The organism is Pseudomonas sp. CROZ-RG-20F-R04-15 (assembly GCF_022662375.1).
GTDB lineage: Bacteria > Pseudomonadota > Gammaproteobacteria > Pseudomonadales > Pseudomonadaceae > Aquipseudomonas.
Window position 1 is genome coordinate 57,179 of the sequence record NZ_JAKNQL010000011.1, and the last position, 19,213, is coordinate 76,391.

The window sequence follows — 19,213 nt, forward strand, 5'->3', positions numbered from 1 at the left end:
TTAAGGGGGATTTGTTGGCTGGATGTTGAGTGGGCAACAGTAAGTTTTTCATTGGCTGGGATGCCGCCTTCGCGAGCAAGCTCGCTCCCACAGGGGATTTGTAGTGAATATTGATTTTGTGAACACCCCAAAAAACTGTGGGAGCGAGCCTGCTCGCGAAGGCATCAGACGGGTCGCCGCAACACTTGGAAATGAGTAACATGACCGCCCTCCCCGCAGCCAAATCTGCGCCCTGCCGAATAAGCCGATTTCCATGCCTTTCGAACTCAGCGTTGACCTCACCACCCTGGCCATTCTGGCCCTTGTCGCTTTCATTGCCGGTTTCATCGACGCCATCGCCGGCGGCGGTGGTCTGTTGACCACCCCGGCGCTGCTGACCGCAGGCCTACCGCCGCATCTGGTGCTGGGCACCAACAAACTGAGCTCAACGTTTGGCTCGGCCACCGCCAGTTTCACCTTTTACCGCCGCAAACTGTTCCACCCACGGCAGTGGGTGCACGCGATTGTCGGCACGCTGGTCGGCGCATTGGCCGGTGCTATCGTCGCCCATTACCTGCCGGCCGAATGGCTGAACAAGATGCTCCCGGTCATCGTCTTCGCTTGCGGTCTGTATCTGTTGTTCGGCGGCACGCCAAAAGCGCCGCTGGACAGCGATGCGCCGATCAAAAAGAAATGGCAGTCGACCCAAGGCTTCAGCCTCGGTTTCTATGACGGTGTGGCGGGGCCTGGCACTGGCGCATTCTGGACGGTGAGCAGCCTGCTGCTTTACCCGATCGACCTGGTCAAGGCCAGCGGCGTGGCGCGCAGCATGAACTTCGTCAGCAACATTGCGGCGCTGTCGGTGTTCGTGTTTTCCGGGCAGGTGGACTGGATCATCGGCCTGAGCATGGGCCTGTCGGTAATGGTCGGCGCATTCTTTGGCGCGCGCACCGCGATCAGCGGTGGCGCCAAGTTCATTCGTCCGGTGTTCATCACCGTGGTGCTGGGTTTGACCGTGCGCCTAGCCTGGCAGCACTGGTTCAGCGTGGCCTAAGCGCCGCGCCACGTAGACGTCGATCAGGTAACGGGCAATCGACTTGGACGCCGGCAGCGGCGGCAGGTCGTGCACGTTGAACCACTGGGCGTCTTCGATCTCGTCTTCCTGACAGACAATCTCGCCACCGGCGTATTCGGCATGGAAGCCGAGCATCATCGAGTGCGGGAACGGCCAGCACTGGCTGCCCAGATACTGAATGTTCTTCACCTCGATCTGCACTTCCTCGCGTACTTCCCGAATCAGGCAATCCTCGGCCGACTCGCCCGGTTCGGCAAACCCGGCCAGCGTGCTGTAAACCCCGGTGACGAAACGCGGTGAACGTGCCAGCAGAATCTCGTCGCCGCGAGTGATCAGCACAATCATGCTCGGCGAAATACGCGGATAACTGCGCAAGTCGCACGGCTGGCAATACATCGCCCGCTCGCGCGGCACCTGCGTCATCGCCTGCCCGCAGTTGCCGCAGAAGCGGTGTTCGCGAGCCCAGGTGCCGATCTGCGCGGCGTAACCGAGGACTTTGTAGATCGTGTGATCGCCATCGAGCATGAACGCCCGCAGACCTTTCCAGTTGCAACCCGGCACTTCGCTGGCACTGCGCAGTTCGAGCAGGTACACCGGCTCGCCATCGAGATGGCCAATACCGTGCTCGGCGAGGATCGACAGGTCCTGACGCTTGAGCCATTCCCGAGGGAACAACGCGCCGTTGTCATCGAACAGAAAGCCGTCCGGGCTGCGCGCCACGGCCCAGCCGCCGGGTTGATCGGTATCGAGTACTGCAGTGGTCCAGCGAGATGTCATGGTTTCTCAGTCCAGAAATTCGGGTTTCTGTTTGCTCATATGGGCCGCCATGGCCACGCGCAAGTCGGTGGATTGCAACATGGCGGCGTTCCAGGTGGCAACGTATTCGAGGCCGTCGTCGATGCGATGGTCGCGCATGTAGCTGATCATTTCCTTGGTGCCGGTGACCGCGATCGGCGATTTCGAGGCGATTTCACGGGCGATGTCGAGCACGCCTTCGAGCAGCGCGTCCTTGTCGCTGTACACGCGATTGACCAGGCCAATGCTGCGCGCTTCGTCAGCGCCGAAGGTGCGACCGGTGTACGCCAGTTCACGCAGCATGCCGTCACCGATGATCCGTGGCAACCGTTGCAAAGTGCCAACATCAGCGGCCATGCCGATATCGATTTCCTTGATCGAGAATTGCGCGTCCTCGGCGGCGTAACGCATATCGCACGCGGCGATCAGATCGATGGCGCCACCCAGGCAATAACCCTGAATCGCTGCAAGCACCGGTTTGCGGCAGTTGTCGACGGCGTTGAACGAGGCTTGCAGGGTGAGGATCTTGCGGCGCAGCAGGCGCGCGTTGCGGCCGACGTCCTTGCCCAGTTCATTGGCCACGCCGGCCAGCATCATCAAGTCGATGCCGGAAGAAAAGTGTTTACCGTTGCCACTGAGCACCACCACGCGCACTTCATCGGTATCGTCGACCCACTGGAAAATCTCGACGATCTCGCTCCAGAACGCCGCGTTCATCGAATTGATCTTTTCCGGGCGATTGATCTGCACATGGGCGATGTTATCGGCCAGTTCGACGCTGAAGGCGGAGTATTGAGTCATGGCAGTGATCCTTTACCGGGCTGAAAATGAGGCCCGAACTATAACAAGGCATCACGGCGGCGGTTCGGCCAAATGCGGGACTGTCCTGAGATTTGTGTTGTCTGTGCCGACCTCTTCGCGAGCAGGCTCGCTCCCACATTTTGAAATGCGCTCCCCCTGTGGGAGCGAGCCTGCTCGCGAAGACGTCCGATCAGTCACTACAAATCATCGAGCCAACCGCCGCAGCCCAAACAACATCCCCCCCGCCCCCAGCAACATCACCGCCAGAAACAGCGGATAGGAAATCCACCACGGCGTCCCGGCCGTCATCATGCTGAACTCCGACATCCCGCCAATGCTCGCAATCAAATTCAACGGCAGAAACACCACGTTGATCAACGTCAGTTTGCGCAGCAGGTTGTTCATGCTGTTGTTCATCAGATTGCCGCGCGCATCGATCAACCCGGAAAACACCGTTGAGTAGATCTCCGCCTGCTTGTAGCACTGGTTGTTTTCGATGATCAGGTCGTCGATCAGACCGAGCGCTTCACTGCCGAAATGCTGCTTCTCGGCATGATTGCGCAGGCGCGTCAGGACTGCGCCGTTGCTGTGCAGCGCGTTGATGTAATAGATCAGGCTTTCGCTGAGGTTGAACATCTGCACCAGATGCTGGTTCTGCATCGAGGCGTTGAATTTCTGCTGCAGTTCGCGGGCGACCAGTTTGATCACCTTCAAATGGCCGAGGTAGTGATGGATGTTGTTGAACAGCAGGTCGAGCAACACATCCAGCGGCGTATTCAACGACTGGCGGGTGCCGAGGCCGTGCAGCGGCGTGTCGTCGGTGGCGATCACCAGAAGTTGTCCCGGCGCGAACAACAATCCGCACGACGACACTTCAAACGCCAGACTGCCGCCACCGGAATAGTTTTCCGGACGCTTCCAGATCAGGAACAAATGGTCGGGGTGAAACTCGATGCGTGACACCTCGTCGGGGTCCAGCGCTGACGCCAGTGCATGCTCATCGACCTTGAAATGACTGTGCAGCAAGTCGCGCTCGGCGGCATCCGGGTTGCTGAAGAGCATGACCTCGGCGTCCAGTCGCTCGACCCGCTGCAAGGCGCCGTGGCTCAGTGCAAAGCTGTTGATCATCGGTGTTTCACCAGGCCTGACCGCGACGTTTGAGTTCCAGACGGCGCACGAACTCATCCAGCACCAGTGAATACAGATCGTCGTGCAAATAAGCGTCTTCGATGCCGGCGTCGAGGTTGGGGTTGTCGTTGACTTCGATCACCACAACCTTGTCGCCCGCCTGTTTCAGATCGACGCCGTAGAGGCCGTCGCCGATCAGATTGGCAGTCTTCACCGCCAGCTCGACCACCGCGCGCGGTGCTTCGTGGATCGCCATCGTCCGGCATTCGCCGTTGACGTCCTGGCCTTTGGCCTTGTGGTTGTAGATTTGCCAGTGACCTTTGGACATGAAGTATTGGCAGGCGAAGATCGGTTTGCGGTTGAGCACGCCGATGCGCCAGTCGTACTCGGTGTAGAAAAACTCCTGAGCCAGCAGCAATACCGAGTGTTCAAACAGTTCGGCGGTGGCTTCAAGCAAGGCCTGCTGGCTTTCGACCTTGATCACCCCACGGGAAAAACAACCGTCGGGGATTTTCAATACCAACGGAAAGCCAAGGCGCTCACCCACACGTTCGAAGTCTTCGGGTCGCTCCTTGTAGAGGATTTCGGTGGCGGGCATGCCCAACTGATGGCTGTTGAGCAGATCGGTCAGATAGACCTTGTTGGTGCAGCGCAGGATCGATGTCGGGTCGTCCATCACCACCAGACCTTCGCTCTCGGCCTTCTTGGCGAAGCGATAGGTGTGGTTGTCGACGCTGGTGGTTTCGCGGATCAGCAAACCGTCGTACTCGGCTAGCCGTGCATAATCCTTCCGTTCGATCAGCTCGACATCAATACCCATGGTTTTGCCAACCCGGACGAAATTCGCCAGTGCCTTGCTGTTGGAGGGCGGCAACGCTTCCTGTGGATCGTGCAAAATTGCCAGGTCGTAGCGCGCTACTTGCGGCGAGCGCGGCACTCGCCAGACTTTACGGCTGAAGCCGTCCAGCGCATTGGCGAATTGATCTTCCTGATCATCGCGCAACTTGTGCAAGGCGCCGGACTTTATACCTTCGATGTGCCAGCCGTTAGTTCGGCGAAACTCAACTAACAGAATCGGACAGGGAAACACTTCAAACAACTGCCGCGCCAGATCCTGTAATGGCTCGATATGTGTTCGGCCAAAATACAGGGTCAGCGTAAAACCTTCGGTATCACTGTAGAGATGATGACTGAGGGCTTTCTCCAGGGTTTTGTCGAGATCGTCCAGTGCCAGGCCGTAGAGTGATTTTTTCGTCAGTTCGCTGATGGTGCGCACCGACGGAATCACCTTGTGCCCGCGGGCTTCGGCCAGCAACGAGCAGTAGTAGCCGTGGCCGAGGTACTTGTAGCTGCGGCACAGATTGATCACCTGCACACGTTTTCCCGTCTCGCTGTCGCAGCTGTGCTCGAGGTACTCCTGAGCCGTCACGATGTCTTCACTGGGGAAGTATGAAGCCCAGTCTTCCTTGCGCTCGACAATGATTACAACCTGGCTGGATGTTTTGATCGCCGAGTTTAAATAAGTTGCCGCCGGCAAACTTTGCTCGGATACTTCGCGCCAATGACCCTGTACCGCTGACATAGAGATTGATCCGTTGGAGAACAAGACCTTTTCTATTAAGCACGAAGTTTTTCGAAAGTCTCGTTTCGTTACGTAACTTTTACGGTGGTCATATGAAGGCTGTTTTTCGTTTGGCGGTAGTTGAAGACTTGCCGGCGCTGCTGGCACTGGAAATGCAATGTTTCACCACGGACCGGCTCACCAGTCGCAGCTTTCAATGGATGATCACCCGCGCTCACGGGCGGCTGCTGGTGGCCGAGTGCGACGGGCAATTGCTGGGTTACGCGTTGGTGTTGTTTCATCGCGGCACTTCACTCGCGCGGCTGTATTCCATCGCGATCGCGGTTGAGGAGCGAGGCACCGGTCTCAGCAAACAACTGCTGCAACGTATCGAGGCGCTGGCGCTGGAGCACGACTGCGCGTACCTGCGCCTGGAGGTGCGTACCAACAACCCTGCCGCGATTGCGCTGTATGAACGCAATGGCTACCGGCGCTTTGCACTGATTCACGATTACTACGAAGACCACGCCGATGCGCTGCGCCTGGAGAAACGCATTCTTCAGCATCGCGACACGCGCAGCATCAAGGTGCCTTACTACCCGCAAACCACCGACTTCACCTGTGGCCAGGCGTGCCTGTTGATGGCCATGGGCGCACTGCAATCGGATCGTTTATTGGAGCGCCGAGAAGAACTGCAGATCTGGCGTGAAGCGACCACGGTGTTCATGACGTCCGGCCATGGCGGTTGCAGTCCGCAGGGATTGGCGTTGGCGGCGTGGCGTCGGGGCTTCAAGGTGTGCTTGCAGTTGAGTCTGGCTGGGCCGCTGTTCCTCGACGGTGTGCGTGATGCGCATAAAAAAGACGTCATGCGTTTGGTGCACGACGAGTTCACGGCGCAATTGCAGGACACCGATGTCGCGTGCGTGATCGGTGCGGCGCTGGATCTGCCGCGCTTGCTCGCTGCCGGCGGGCAGCCGCTGGTGTTGATCAGCAGCTATCGGCTGACCCGTTCCAAATCGCCGCATTGGGTGGTGGTGACCGATTGCGACGAAGATTTCGTATACCTGCACGACCCGGATGTCGACCACAGCCAGCATCGACAGCCTATGGACTGCCAGCATGTGCCGGTGAGTCATGGCGAGTTCGACAAGATGTGCCGGTTTGGCCGGGGCAAATTGCGTGCGGCGGTGGTGGTGTATTCCCGCGAAACGTAAGCGTCCACATGCAGGAGTTGCCGCAGGCTGCGATCTTTTGATTTTGAAAACCAAGATCAAAAGATCGCAGCCTCGTTGCACTCGACAGCTCCTACAGGGGAATAGCCGTCAAGGTGCGGGCTTCAGACCGATCTTGTACAGCGAGCCCTTCTCTTCATCCGTCAGCACATACAAATAGCCGTCCGGCCCTTGCCGCACATCGCGGATGCGCTGCTTGAGTTCGCCGAGCAAGCGCTCCTCGTGCACCACTTTGTCGCCATCGAACTGCAGGCGAATCAGTTCCTGAGTTACCAAGGCGCCGATAAATGCGTTGTGCTGCCACGGCTTGAAGCGGTCGGCATCGTAGAACGCCATACCGGTGACGCCCGGCGACCTCTCCCAGACATGGTGCGGCGCGACAGTGCCTTCGGCAGTTTTACCCTGGGCTTCCGGGATCGGCTGCATCGAGTAATTGATGCCGTGGGTCGCCAGTGGCCAGCCGTAATTCTTGCCGCGCTCGATGATGTTCACCTCATCGCCACCACGCGGGCCGTGCTCGTTTTCCCACAACGTACCGGTCCATGGGTTGAGCGCCGCGCCCTGCGGGTTGCGCAGGCCGTATGCCCAGATCTCGGGACGAACGCCGGACTGGCCGACAAAGGGATTGTCGTCCGGCACCTTGCCGTCCGGATAGATGCGCACGACCTTGCCTTGCAGCTTGTCGAGATCCTGCGCCGTTGGCCGGTCATTGTTCTCGCCCAGGGTAATGAACAGATAGCCATCACGGTCAAACACCAGCCGCGAGCCGAAATGGTTGCCAACCGAAAGCTTCGGTTCCTGACGGAAGATCACTTTGAAATCCTTCAGCGTCTTCAAGTCATCTGAAAGCCGTCCCCGCCCGACGGCGGTGCCTGCCTTGTCGCCGGCACCGCCGCCTTCGGCATAAGAAAGATAGACCAGGCGATCCTCTTTGAAGTCCGGCGACAGCACGACATCCAGCAACCCGCCCTGCCCTTTGGCCCAGACCTGCGGCACCCCGGAAATCGGCGCCGACAATTTGCCGTCGGCGCTCACCACGCGCAGATTGCCGGGACGTTCGCTGACCAGCATGCCTTGGCGATCCGGCAGGAACGCCAAGGCCCATGGATGCTCAAGGCTTGCGCTGATGGTCGTGACTTCGAGGGTGCCCTGTTCGCTTTGCAGCTCTTTAGCGGCGGCGGCGAATACCGGAGCGCTGATCAGCGCGCCGGCGCAGACAGTGGCTAGAAGGGTTTTACGCAACATGCACGATTCCTTTTGTTCGTTTGCAAAGGCCGGCAGAACCTCTGTTCTGCCGCTCAACGGTTGCTGTCTCCGCTACGCGAAGGAGGGTTGGGAATGAACGTGGGGGGTGTGCCCGGCACCGAGCGGATCGGCTGGCCGTTGCCAATGCCTCGGTTCTCGACCGTAGGCTGACGTGGCGTCGGCACAGTGTTCGGTCCCCGAACGGGGGGAGCGCTCGGCTGGGTGCCCTGCATGCTGTTGGGGTTGGCCCGGCGAATCGGACTGTTGTAGGGGTTATTGCTGTTGCCGGTCGGGCTTTGCGCCAACAGGACGTCGGCATGAAACAGACCGCCACTGAGGGTCAGGACGACGATGCCAAGCAGAATGCGGTTCATGACGCTGCCTCTCGATGGGCCAGGGATAGAGCCTTCGAGTCCACGCTACGCCGAGGGTTCGGATTTGTTAACCCACAAGCCTTAAACAACATGTAACACGACTTGACCGAGTCCTGGGAAACCCGCGCATTTCGGGGAAACTTTCAGCCACAGCCGCAGGTCATCCGATCATCACTCGGAGAACGCATCATGGCTCGGGCAATCTGGAAAGGCGCGATCAGTTTCGGACTGGTACACATCCCTGTCGCACTGGTCTCGGCGACCTCTTCGCAGGGCGTCGATTTCGATTGGCTCGACAGCCGCAGCATGGACCCGGTGGGCTATAAACGGGTGAACAAGGTCACCGGCAAGGAAGTCACCAAGGAGCACATTGTCAAAGGTGTGGCCTATGAAAAAGGCCGTTATGTGGTGCTCAGCGAAGAGGAAATCCGCTCGGCGCACCCGGTTTCAACGCAGACCATCGACATCTTTTCTTTCGTCGACGCCGAGCAGATTCCCCTGCAAAACATCGACACGCCCTACTACCTGGCCCCCGACAAGCGTGGCGGCAAGGTCTACGCGTTACTGCGCGAAACCCTGAGCAAAACCAATAAGGTCGCCCTCGCCCGCGTGGTGCTGCATACGCGCCAGTACTTGGCGGCGTTGATGCCGCTGGAAGATGCATTGGTGCTGGTGAAATTGCGCTGGCCGCAGGAGGTGCGTGGCCTCGATGAGCTGGAATTGGGTCCTGAAGTGACCAAGCCACAGCTGGCCAAGGGTGAACTGGACATGGCCAAGCGGTTGGTGCAGGACATGAGCGCCGACTGGAAGCCCGAGGATTACAAGGATGAGTTCGAAGACAAGATCATGGCGCTGGTCGAGAAAAAGGCCCATGAGGGCGAGATCGAGGACGTTGAAACGGTGGGTGGCGAGGAAGAACGCAAAACCGCTGATGTGATCGACTTGACCGAGCTGCTCAAACGCAGTCTGGGCGGGAAAGCGGCGGCCAAGCCGAAGGCGAAGCCTGCCAACAAGACAGCGCCAGCCAAGAGGACTAAGAAAGCCTCCGGCGAATGAGAATCCAAGTAACGTCAGGCAAATGACAGGTTGTATTTGAGAAAGTCTTCGCGAGCAGGCTCGCTCCCACAGGGTTCTGAGTCGAGTGCGAAATTCGCATTCACCCAATTCCACTGTGGGAGCGAGCCTGCTCGCGAAGGGGCCAGCCAAAGCAATGCAAAAACTCAGATCAGAATGAACACCGCCAGCAAACCGCCGAAGATCGCCCACTTTTCCATGTAGTAACGCTTGCGATTGCGCTTTTTCAGTTCTTTGCCACGCAAACGGATCTTGTAGATCCGGGTAAACAAGCGGTTGATCCCGCCAGTGCGGTCGCCGGCATCGTTCGGTGCACCGGCAGCGGACATCACCGTACGGCTGAACCAGGCGTTGCACGCTGCAGCCCAGCGGTACTTCATCGGCCGTTCAATGTCGCAGAAGAGGATGATGCGGTTCTTGTCGGTGGTGTTTTCGGCGTAATGAATAAACGTCTCGTCGAACACCACCGCTTCGCCGTCACGCCAGTGGTAGCTCTCACCATCGACGTTGATGTAGCAGCCGGCGTCGTTCGGCGTGTCCAGACCGAGATGGTAACGGTAGGAACCTGCATACGGGTCACGGTGGCGTACCAGCTTCGAACCCGGCGGCAGCTCGGCAAACATCGCCGCCTTGATCGAACCGATGCTCTGCACCAGCTCGGTGGTACGCGGGCACAGTTTCATGGCCGACGGATGGCTCTCGCCGTACCACTTCAGATAGAAACGCTTCCAGCCGCTCTTGAAGAACGAGTTGAAGCCAACATCGTCGTATTGGTTGGAGCGCTTGATTTCGCCGGCACGCAGCAGGTTTTGACCTTCTTCACGGATTTCTTCCCAGTGCGCCTGCAACGGGCTCAGATCAGGGAACTCGGCCGGGTCGAGATAAGGCTTGTTCGGCTTTTTCGAGAACAGGTACAGAAAGCAGTTGATCGGCGCGAGAAACGTCGAATGGTCGCTGAGCTGTCGACCCAGTTTGTGGCGCACACGGCCACGCAAATGAACGTATGCAATCGAAATGACATAAATAGCAGCAATGATGAGTTTCACGGAAATCGTCACACGTCAGAAGTGAACAAACTGCGCGCTTGGCGGCCTGGGGCCCAGCGTCTTATGCAGTGGTCTGAATACACATGGCACGTCCTTGAGCCCGCGCCAGAAACCGGGCGCTCGGTGAAAGATGGCATTTTAGCCACAGTTTGTAACCGATAGTGAATCTTCAACTGTGAAAAACTGTCCTGCGATCATGCCAATCGGCGATCGTGGCGTGATCGCCCTATCGTTTAAAGCGCCAGACCAGTACAATCGCCGCCAAACTTTACGCGCCCCCTTGGTTGATGACGGGACTTCCCCGCTTCAGCGCACTTTGACTCGGGCCAAGCGCTGCAGCCGCACCCTCGCTTTTTAAGAATGCTTCGCAGGAAAAACTCTTGATCTCTACAGCTAACATCACGATGCAGTTCGGCGCCAAGCCGCTCTTCGAAAACGTTTCGGTCAAATTCGGCGCGGGCAATCGCTACGGTCTGATCGGCGCCAACGGTTGCGGCAAGTCGACCTTCATGAAAATCCTCGGCGGTGACCTCGACCCGTCCGGCGGTCAGGTCATGCTCGAGCCGAACGTGCGCCTGGGCAAGTTGCGTCAGGATCAGTTCGCCTACGAAGAATTCACCGTGATCGACACCGTGATCATGGGTCACGAAGAGCTGTGGAAGGTCAAGGCCGAGCGCGACCGCATCTACTCGCTGCCGGAAATGAGCGAAGAAGACGGCATGGCCGTGGCCGAGCTGGAAACCGAATTCGCCGAGATGGACGGCTACACCGCCGAATCCCGCGCCGGTGAACTGTTGCTGGGCCTGGGTATCGGCATCGAGCAACACTTCGGCCCGATGAGCGAAGTCTCGCCAGGCTGGAAACTGCGCGTATTGCTGGCGCAGGCGCTGTTCTCCGATCCGGAAGTGCTGTTGCTCGACGAACCGACCAACCACCTGGACATCAACACCATTCGCTGGCTGGAAAACGTGCTGACCCAGCGCAACAGCCTGATGATCATCATCTCTCACGACCGTCACTTCCTGAACAGCGTGTGCACGCACATGGCTGACCTGGATTACGGCGAGCTGCGCCTGTTCCCGGGCAACTACGACGAGTACATGACCGTGGCGACCCAGTCCCGCGAGCAACTGCTGTCGGACAACGCCAAGAAGAAAGCGCAGATTTCCGAGCTGCAATCGTTCGTCAGCCGCTTCTCGGCCAACGCCTCGAAAGCCAAACAGGCCACGTCCCGCGCCAAGGCGATCGACAAGATCCAGCTGGCCGAGGTCAAGCCTTCCAGCCGCGTGAGCCCGTTCATCCGCTTCGACCAGAACAAGAAGCTGCACCGCCAGGCGGTCATCGTCGAAAAAATGGCCAAAGGCTTCGACGGCAAGCCATTGTTCAAAGACTTCAGCTTCCAGGTTGAAGCGGGCGAGCGCGTAGCGATCATTGGCCCGAACGGTATCGGTAAAACCACCCTGCTGCGCACCCTGGTCAACGAACTGACCCCGGACGCCGGCAGCATCAAGTGGACCGACGCGGCCGAACTGGGCTACTACGCTCAGGATCACGCGCACGACTTCGAAGACGACGTCACGCTGTTCGACTGGATGGGTCAGTGGACTCAGGGCGAGCAGATGATTCGCGGTACTTTGGGCCGCATGCTGTTCTCCAACGACGAGATCCTCAAGTCGGTCAAGGTCATCTCCGGTGGTGAGCAAGGTCGCATGCTGTTCGGCAAGCTGATCCTGCAAAAGCCGAACGTGCTGATCATGGACGAACCGACCAACCACCTGGACATGGAATCCATTGAAGCGCTGAACCTGGCGCTGGAAAACTACCCGGGCACGCTGATCTTCGTCAGCCACGACCGTGAGTTCGTATCGTCCCTGGCCACGCGCATCATCGAGCTGAGCCCGGATGGCGTGACCGACTTCAGCGGCACTTACGATGACTACCTGCGTAGTCAGGGTGTGGTGTTCTAAAAGCAGCCTCAAGTATTGAGCTGCTAGCTTCAAGCTAAAGCCCTGTCCATGTGACGGGGCTTTTTGCATTCCAAGGTGAGGGATTTGCTGGTGCGGCTACCTTCGCGAGCAAGCTCGCTCCCACAGGGGAATGCATTTCAAGGTGAGGGATTTGCGGGTGCGGCCACCTTCGCGAGCAGGCTCGCTCCCACAGGGGAATGCATTCCAAGGTGAGGGATTTGCGGATGCGGCCACCTTCGCGAGCAGGCTCGCTCCCACAGGGGAATGCATTTCAAGGTGAGGGTTTTGCTGGTGCGGCTACCTTCGCGAGCAGGCTCGCTCCCACAGGGGAATGCATTTCAGGGTGAGGGATTTGCTGGTGCGGCTACCTTCGCGAGCAGGCTCGCTCCCACAGGGGAATGCATTTCAAGGTGAGGGATTTGCGGGTGCGGCCACCTTCGCGAGCAGGCTCGCTCCCACAGAGGAATGCATTTCAAGGTGAGGGTTTTGCTGGTGCGGCTACCTTCGCGAGCAAGCTCGCTCCCACAGGGGAATGCATTTCAAAGGTGGGAGCGAGCCTGCTCGCGAAGGGGCCATCAGCAGCTACATCAATCCTCAGGGAAATTAGTTAGCCTGCTTTCTTTTATATGACGCTCAAGCCATGATGCGAGCTCTCCCACCGCCGCCCGCGAACGAGTCCTCATGTCTGCGCAGCAACAGCCACCGCAAAGCTCCATGGCGATCACCCTGCAGATCGTCTCCATCGTTTTCTATACCTTTATTGCCTTCCTCTGTATCGGTCTGCCAATCGCGGTGTTGCCCGGTTACGTGCATGAGCAGCTTGGTTTCAGCGCGGTCGTTGCCGGGCTGGTGATTGGCTCGCAGTATCTGGCCACCCTGCTCAGCCGGCCAATGGCCGGGCGCATGTCGGATACGGTCGGAACCAAGCGGGCGATCATTTATGGCTTGTGGGGTATTGTCCTCAGCGGCTTGCTGACGCTGCTTTCCACGCTGTTGCAGAGTTTCCCGCTGGCCAGCCTGATCATTCTGATTATCGGCCGTTTGCTGCTCGGCATCGCGCAGGGTTTGATCGGCGTCGGCACGATCAGTTGGTGCATGGGCCAGGTCGGTGTCGAACACACGGCGAAATCCATCGGCTGGAACGGCATCGCTTCCTATGGTGCGATTGCGATTGGTGCGCCACTGGGCGTGGTGATGGTCGCCGATTACGGTTTCACCAGCCTCGGCATCGCGTTGGCGGTACTGGCGGCCAGCGCACTGCTGCTGATCCGCAACAAACCGTCGGTGCCGGTGATCCGTGGCGAACGCCTGCCATTCTGGGCAGTGTTCGGGCGGATTGCCCCGTACGGCGCCAGCCTGACCCTGGCCTCGATCGGTTACGGCACGCTGACCACGTTTATCACCCTGTATTACCTCAACCGTGGCTGGACCGGCGCGGCGTATTGCCTGACGGTGTTTGGCGTGTGTTTCATTCTGTCGCGGCTGCTGTTTATTTCGGCGATCAGTCGCTTTGGTGGCTTCAAATCGGCGATCGCCTGCATGACCATCGAAACCGTCGGGCTGGTGATGTTGTGGCTGGCGCCCTCCACCGCATTCGCGTTGATCGGCGCAGGACTGGCGGGGTTTGGCCTGTCGCTGGTGTACCCGGCGCTGGGCGTCGAAGCGATCAAACAGGTGCCCAGCTCCAGCCGAGGATCCGGTTTGGGCGCGTATGCAGTGTTCTTCGATCTGGCGCTGGCGATTGCCGGGCCGTTGATGGGCGCGGTGGCGTTGAATCTGGGATATTCGTGGATATTCTTCTGTGCGGCGCTGTTGTCGGTGATTGGGTTGGGGCTGACGTTGCTGCTCCAGCGCCGGGCGATTTCCTGAATCATCGACGCAAAACCAATGTGGGAGCGAGCTTGCTCGCGAAGGCGGTGAATCAGTCAGCACATGTATTGACTGACACTACGCTTTCGCGAGCAAGCTCGCTCCCACAGTGGTTCTGTGGCTGACTATTGATCTGCGGTTTGCATGCCGGCCCGGGTCGGCTTGCCCAGCGTGTGCGAGAAGAAACGCCCGGCTTCAGAGATCAGGTTGCGATGGATATCCTCGCGATCCACGCCATCAGCATCGGTACACAACGCCGGCATGGCGCGAATCTGCTCTTCATTACACGGCGCCATGAAGACGAAGTGCCCCGCCCCGGCCAGTAATTTGAAATCCGGCGCTGTCGGCAGTTTGCGCGCCAGCGCTGCCGCGTTCTTGTCGAAGGCCACCAGTTTGTCGCCATCGCCGCTGTAGAGCAGCACCGGCACATGCACATCGGCCAGAGTGTGCCGGCCGAACTTCAGGCTTAGCGGCGCCATCAACAGCAAGGCATGAACGCGCGGATCGGCCACCGGTTGCAGGTCATCGCGATCGACGATCAGTTCACCCTGCGTATTACAGGCATCACGATCATCCGGACGTTCCTGGCAGTAACGCCGCAGACGATCCAGATCCGGTTGCGCCCCGGACAGGATCAACGCCGTTTCGCCGCCCGCCGAATAACCGATCACCCCGACCTGATCGGCATTGACGTACGGCGCGAGCATGCGGTCGCCAAGGGTCGCGGTAATCGCTTCGGAAATCTGGATCGGCCGCCCGTACAGGTTGCTCAGGGTGCCGAGTCGGCTGTGGTCTTTGGAGTTGTCACCGGGATGGATCACCGCCACCACGACAAAACCTTTGCGTGCCAGCGACGTGGCGAGGTCGTGCAAGGCCAGCGGCGTGCCAGTGTTGCCATGCGAGAGCATCAACATCGGAAAGCGGCCGATGGCGACTTTGGTGTCTTCGCCGGCCTCGACCGAGTAGCCCTCGAGCAGGCTCATGTGTTCGCGGTCGCTGGAGGGATAGAACGCGATGGCGCGCATCGGTTGCAGATCCAAGGGGTCGAGGAAGGTCATCTCGTGATAACCGACGCTCCACACAGGGTGTCGCCCAGGCGCAGCATGCACTGTGTTAAGGCTGCCAAGCAGGCAAATCAGTAACGTTGCACAAAGACGCATCATGGGATGCCCCACCCTGTTGTTACTCAATCGAAAGATCCGTTGCGTGGCGGGCCAGAAACCCCGGGAATCGGTGCTTCGGTACGACATGCATTCAGACACTGATTGTTCGACTGCATAACCCGGGCCAGATTATGTAACAGTCAGAAACAAAAAACTCCGTATTCGCCCCTTGCGGAACCAGAATACAGAGTTTTTTGGGTGTTACCTGAACATCAGCTGTTCTTTACGCAAGCCTTACGCTGCGGCGAACAGTTGCTCGCTGATTTTTGCCTGGGCAGCGGTCATGGCGTTGTTGCGCACTTCTTCGCCATACGCCAGGCCTTCGGCACGGACGATTTCGATGTCGGTGATGCCGAGGAAGCCCAGTACCAGCTTCAGGTATTCTTCGTGAGCGATGCCGCTGGCCTGACCGGCGTGGATGCCACCCGAGGTGGAAACGATCACCACTTTCTTGCCACCGCACAGGCCTTCAGGGCCGGCTTCGGTGTAACGGAAGGTCTGACCGGCAACTGCAACGCGATCGATCCACGCTTTGAGTTGGGTCGGTACAGTGAAGTTGTACATCGGTGCGGCGATCACCACGGCGTCGGCAGCGATGAACTCGGCCAAAGTCGAAGCGCTCAGATCGGCTTCGTGCTGTTGTGCGGCATTGCGCAGTTCAGCGGTGGTGCCAGCGGCGACCAGCGTGGTCGACGAGAAGTGGCTGATGGCATCGGCGGCCAGGTCACGGTAGGTCACCACGGCGCTTGGCTCGGCGGCCTGCCAGGCTTTGACGACTTCGCTGCTCAACTGACGGGAAGCCGAGTTGTCGCCCAGAATGCTCGAATCGATATGCAGCAGTTTCATGTGGAATCTCCTGGAAGGAATCGCCAGTGGCGACGGAATGGAGACAATCCTACGCAAGAAACCAATGGATGATTAGCCGCCTGAAATGCGATAGTTTGTCCCACTGATAGAACAGTTGGATTTCCCTATGCAAGACCTCAACGATCTCTACTATTTCGCCAAAGTCGTCGAGGCCGGCGGTTTTGCCGCGGCCGGGCGTTTGCTGGGCATTCCCAAGTCACGGCTGTCACGACGGATCGCCGAACTGGAAGAGCGTCTTGGCGCGCGTTTGCTGCAACGCACCACCCGGCAACTCAACCTCACAGCGGTGGGAGAACGTTATCTGCGTCATTGTCAGGCGATGTTGCTCGAGGCGGAGATGGCCGATGAAGCGGTGGCGAGCATGTCCAGCGAGCCGCGTGGCCGACTGCGGGTCTCCTGCCCCACCGGTCTGGCGCGGGAAATGTTGCCGTGGGTCATCAGCGAATTCCTTGGCAAATTTCCTCAGGTGCAACTGGAAGTCGTCTTGCTCAATCGCCGGGTCGATCTGGTCGGCGAAGGCTTTGATGTGGCGCTGCGTGTGCGTGAACACGGTGACGAAGATCCGTTGCTGGTGACGCGGCGCTTGCGTCAGGCGCAAATGGTCGTGGTCGCCAGTCCGGATTTTGTACAGGGCCAGTCGATCAACCATCCGCAAGACCTGAAAAATCTGCCGGTGCTCGGCGCGCTGGAGGCTGATCGCATGGTGCATGTGCGCTTGCTTGATCAACAGGGTGAAAGCTTCGAGTTGAACATGGAAGCGCGCCTGGGCATCGATGACTTTATTGTGCGCAAAGCCTGCGTGCTGGCCGGTCAGGGTTTTACCTTGCTGCCGATGATGTACTGCGAAGAAGAACTGAGAAACGGCACGCTGGTGCAATTGCTGCCAGAGTGGTCGCTGCCTGGCGGCTGGCTGCAAGCGGTGTATCCGCATCGGCGCGGGGTGATGCCGGCGGTGCGTGCCTGGATCGATCATCTGGTCGAGTCGTTCAATGCCTGTGGGGAGCGGTTGTTATGAGCAAGGGAAAGATGAACGAAGCCGACGTCGCGGCGTTCTGCCTGGAACTGCCGGGCGCTCGGGAAGATTACAAATGGGGCGGCGTGCGGGTGTTCTCGATTGCCGGCAACAAGATGTTTGCCTTGCAGGGGCTGCGCGGCGATTCGCTGGCGTTCAAGGTCGACAAGGATCTGTTTCTCGGCCATTGCGACCGTCCGGGGATTCACCCGGCGCCGTATCTGGCGCGGGCGCAGTGGATCATCATGCACCCGCCCTACCCGTTGGGTGCTGAGGAATTGCGTGGGCTGCTGCAACGTTCGCATCAACTGGTGGTGAGCAAGCTACCAAAGAAAACCCAAATCGGTTTATTGCTGTAAACCAGATCCCTGTAGGAGTGAGCCTGCTCGCGATAGCGGTGGATCAGTTAATGAGAGGTCGACTGACACTCCGCTATCGCGAGCAGGCTCACTCCTACAAAGGGAGTTGTGGCGTATTCAAAATAGCGCCAGCAAGTTGGAGCCAAGAAACAGCTGGTCGATCCAGAACACCTGATGCAGCAGCACAATCACCCAGAACAGAATCTGGAACGACACCTTGCGTGTCTTGTGCCGGAACACCTGCTGGGCGATCAACGCGCCCGGCCAGCCGCCGGCCAGTTCCACGGCATGCAGGATGTTCTCCGGGGTGCGCCAGGCATCAGCGCGCGCCTTGCGCTTGTCGGCCCAGTACATGAAGAACGCCAGCACGCTGACAACCCCATAGGCTGCCAACGGCACCCGCGAAATCCCGCGCAGCCACATCGACACAGAACCGAACAACGGCAGCGCGCAGACGACCAGCAGAACCACCAGTTTCAACTTCAGATGCTGGATGTTGTTGCCACCGGAAGGTCTTCCTTCCGGCCGGCGTGCGCGGGAATCACTCATGGCTTGGCCGCCGCCCAATCGATCCAGCCAAACTGCCACGTCGCCAGAATGACCAGACCAAACACGATCCGATACCAGGCGAACGCCGCATAGCTGTGGCTGGCGATGAACTTGAGCAAGCCACGCACGGCAATCATGGCGAAGATGAACGCGGTGACAAAACCGATGGCAAACACCGGAAAGTCCGCCGGCACAAACAGGTGGCGATACTTGTAGCCCGAGTAGACCGCCGCACCGACCATGGTTGGCATGGCAAGAAAGAACGAGAACTCGGTGGCGGTCTTGCGCGACAGGCCGAACAGCAGGCCGCCGATAATCGTCGAGCCGGAACGCGAGGTGCCGGGAATCATCGCCAGACACTGGGCGAAGCCAACTTTCAGGGCATCTTTCCAGGTGATCTCATCGACCGTTTCGGCGTGCACTTCATGCTGACGCTTTTCCGCCCACAACATAATGATGCCGCCCACGACCAGCGCGGTCGCGACGGTAATCGGGTTGAACAGGTATTCATGGATCAGGTCGGCAAAGATCACCCCCAACACCACGGCGGGCAGGAAAGCGATCAGCAGATTGGCGGTAAAACGCCGTGCGCTCGGCTGGGTCGGCAAACCGATGACCACGTCGAGAATCTTGCGCCGAAACTCCCAGACCACCGCGAGGATCGCGCCGAGCTGGATGATGATATTGAATGCCATGGCCCGTTCGCCGCCGAAGTTCAGCAAGTCGGCAACGATGATCTGGTGTCCGGTACTGGAAATGGGCAAAAACTCCGTGAGCCCTTCTACAACTCCTAGTATCAGTGCCTGCAAGGCCGTCCAAAGATCCATCAATCCCCCAAAGAGCGATGCGCGTCGGCATGCCCCGATAGTATTTTTTTACGTTCACTGCGATCAGCGTAGCTGGTTATGGCTGTACCGATTCCGCACGCACAGGATCCACACGAAACGGTCAAAATTCCGTGAAATTTCAATTTGGATTCAGGTTTTCACGCGCGGGGCCGAAATCCTAACAGACAAGCCTTAATAGCGCTGCCGCGTTATACGACTTGGGTCGCGTATGCCTCACCGCGAAATCGTGGTTGGATGCTGGCGGTCGTTTATTACAAGAAAAAGAATCC

General features: G+C 58.8%; 18 protein-coding genes. 7 read left to right on the forward strand and 11 right to left on the reverse strand.

The window, feature by feature from the left end; translation table 11 throughout:
- Positions 1-253 precede the first annotated feature (253 nt).
- Entirely contained in the window at positions 254-1,033 is a 780-nt protein-coding gene (locus tag L8H52_RS17575) for a TSUP family transporter (protein WP_242208090.1), read from the forward strand.
- Here L8H52_RS17575 and nudC read toward each other — a convergent pair.
- The 4 genes from nudC to L8H52_RS17595 all read right to left on the reverse strand — a co-directional run bounded on the left by nudC (position 1,001) and on the right by L8H52_RS17595 (position 5,360).
- Positions 1,001-1,831: an NAD(+) diphosphatase gene (nudC, locus tag L8H52_RS17580; RefSeq protein ID WP_242208089.1), complete on the reverse strand. Its 831-nt coding sequence runs from the start codon at positions 1,829-1,831 to the stop codon at positions 1,001-1,003. The genes L8H52_RS17575 and nudC overlap by 33 nt on opposite strands.
- A gap of 6 nt (positions 1,832-1,837) precedes the next feature.
- A complete protein-coding gene (locus L8H52_RS17585; protein ID WP_242208088.1) occupies positions 1,838-2,650 on the reverse strand; it encodes a crotonase/enoyl-CoA hydratase family protein in 813 nt (270 codons plus the stop codon).
- 204 nt (positions 2,651-2,854) lie between these two features.
- Positions 2,855-3,778 (reverse strand): magnesium transporter CorA family protein, encoded by a 924-nt coding sequence (locus tag L8H52_RS17590; RefSeq protein ID WP_242208087.1) that lies wholly within the window; start codon positions 3,776-3,778, stop codon positions 2,855-2,857.
- A 7-nt stretch (positions 3,779-3,785) separates the two neighbouring features.
- Positions 3,786-5,360, reverse strand: coding sequence for a RimK family protein (locus tag L8H52_RS17595; RefSeq protein WP_242208086.1), 1,575 nt, complete (start codon positions 5,358-5,360; stop codon positions 3,786-3,788).
- A 92-nt stretch (positions 5,361-5,452) separates the two neighbouring features.
- On the opposite strand from L8H52_RS17595, the gene L8H52_RS17600 reads away from it, so the two are divergent.
- Entirely contained in the window at positions 5,453-6,553 is a 1,101-nt protein-coding gene (locus L8H52_RS17600) for a peptidase C39 family protein (protein WP_242208085.1), read from the forward strand.
- Between the two features lie 108 nt (positions 6,554-6,661).
- Here the strand turns inward: L8H52_RS17600 and L8H52_RS17605 are convergent, their stop codons facing one another.
- A complete protein-coding gene (locus L8H52_RS17605) occupies positions 6,662-7,816 on the reverse strand; it encodes a PQQ-dependent sugar dehydrogenase (protein ID WP_242208084.1) in 1,155 nt (384 codons plus the stop codon).
- A 53-nt stretch (positions 7,817-7,869) separates the two neighbouring features.
- Positions 7,870-8,190: a hypothetical protein gene (locus tag L8H52_RS17610; RefSeq protein ID WP_242208083.1), complete on the reverse strand. Its 321-nt coding sequence runs from the start codon at positions 8,188-8,190 to the stop codon at positions 7,870-7,872.
- Positions 8,191-8,379: 189 nt separating this feature from the next.
- Between L8H52_RS17610 and L8H52_RS17615 the strand changes: the two genes are divergently transcribed.
- A complete protein-coding gene (locus tag L8H52_RS17615; RefSeq protein ID WP_242208082.1) occupies positions 8,380-9,246 on the forward strand; it encodes a Ku protein in 867 nt (288 codons plus the stop codon).
- Positions 9,247-9,410: 164 nt separating this feature from the next.
- Here L8H52_RS17615 and lpxO read toward each other — a convergent pair whose 3' ends face one another.
- Entirely contained in the window at positions 9,411-10,310 is a 900-nt protein-coding gene (gene lpxO, locus L8H52_RS17620) for a lipid A hydroxylase LpxO (RefSeq protein WP_242208081.1), read from the reverse strand.
- A gap of 380 nt (positions 10,311-10,690) precedes the next feature.
- On the opposite strand from lpxO, the gene L8H52_RS17625 reads away from it, so the two are divergent.
- Both L8H52_RS17625 and L8H52_RS17630 read left to right on the forward strand, forming a co-directional pair.
- Positions 10,691-12,277 (forward strand): ABC-F family ATPase, encoded by a 1,587-nt coding sequence (locus tag L8H52_RS17625; protein WP_007914779.1) that lies wholly within the window; start codon positions 10,691-10,693, stop codon positions 12,275-12,277.
- 681 nt (positions 12,278-12,958) lie between these two features.
- Positions 12,959-14,146 carry an MFS transporter gene (locus L8H52_RS17630; protein ID WP_242208080.1) on the forward strand — a complete coding sequence of 396 codons (1,188 nt, stop codon included), beginning with the start codon at positions 12,959-12,961 and terminating at the stop codon, positions 14,144-14,146.
- Between the two features lie 125 nt (positions 14,147-14,271).
- On the opposite strand, the gene L8H52_RS17635 is transcribed toward L8H52_RS17630, so the two are convergent.
- A complete protein-coding gene (locus tag L8H52_RS17635; protein WP_242208079.1) occupies positions 14,272-15,309 on the reverse strand; it encodes a dienelactone hydrolase in 1,038 nt (345 codons plus the stop codon).
- Positions 15,310-15,543: 234 nt separating this feature from the next.
- The gene (locus tag L8H52_RS17640; protein ID WP_242208078.1) at positions 15,544-16,155 is read right to left on the reverse strand and encodes an FMN-dependent NADH-azoreductase; all 612 of its coding nucleotides are present in this window, start codon (positions 16,153-16,155) and stop codon (positions 15,544-15,546) included.
- 127 nt (positions 16,156-16,282) lie between these two features.
- Here L8H52_RS17640 and L8H52_RS17645 point away from each other — a divergent pair, with 127 nt between their 5' ends.
- The gene (locus L8H52_RS17645; protein WP_242208077.1) at positions 16,283-17,191 is read left to right on the forward strand and encodes a LysR substrate-binding domain-containing protein; all 909 of its coding nucleotides are present in this window, start codon (positions 16,283-16,285) and stop codon (positions 17,189-17,191) included.
- Positions 17,188-17,547 (forward strand): MmcQ/YjbR family DNA-binding protein, encoded by a 360-nt coding sequence (locus tag L8H52_RS17650; RefSeq protein WP_242208076.1) that lies wholly within the window; start codon positions 17,188-17,190, stop codon positions 17,545-17,547. The genes L8H52_RS17645 and L8H52_RS17650 overlap by 4 nt, the downstream gene beginning before the upstream one ends.
- A gap of 117 nt (positions 17,548-17,664) precedes the next feature.
- Here the strand turns inward: L8H52_RS17650 and L8H52_RS17655 are convergent, their stop codons facing one another.
- Both L8H52_RS17655 and L8H52_RS17660 read right to left on the reverse strand, forming a co-directional pair.
- Positions 17,665-18,096 (reverse strand): DUF1294 domain-containing protein, encoded by a 432-nt coding sequence (locus tag L8H52_RS17655; protein ID WP_242208075.1) that lies wholly within the window; start codon positions 18,094-18,096, stop codon positions 17,665-17,667.
- Complete coding sequence (locus tag L8H52_RS17660) at positions 18,093-18,923, reverse strand: undecaprenyl-diphosphate phosphatase (RefSeq protein ID WP_034153937.1); 831 nt, start codon at positions 18,921-18,923, stop codon at positions 18,093-18,095. Before L8H52_RS17660 ends, L8H52_RS17655 begins: the two co-directional genes overlap by 4 nt.
- Positions 18,924-19,213: the final 290 nt, after the last annotated feature.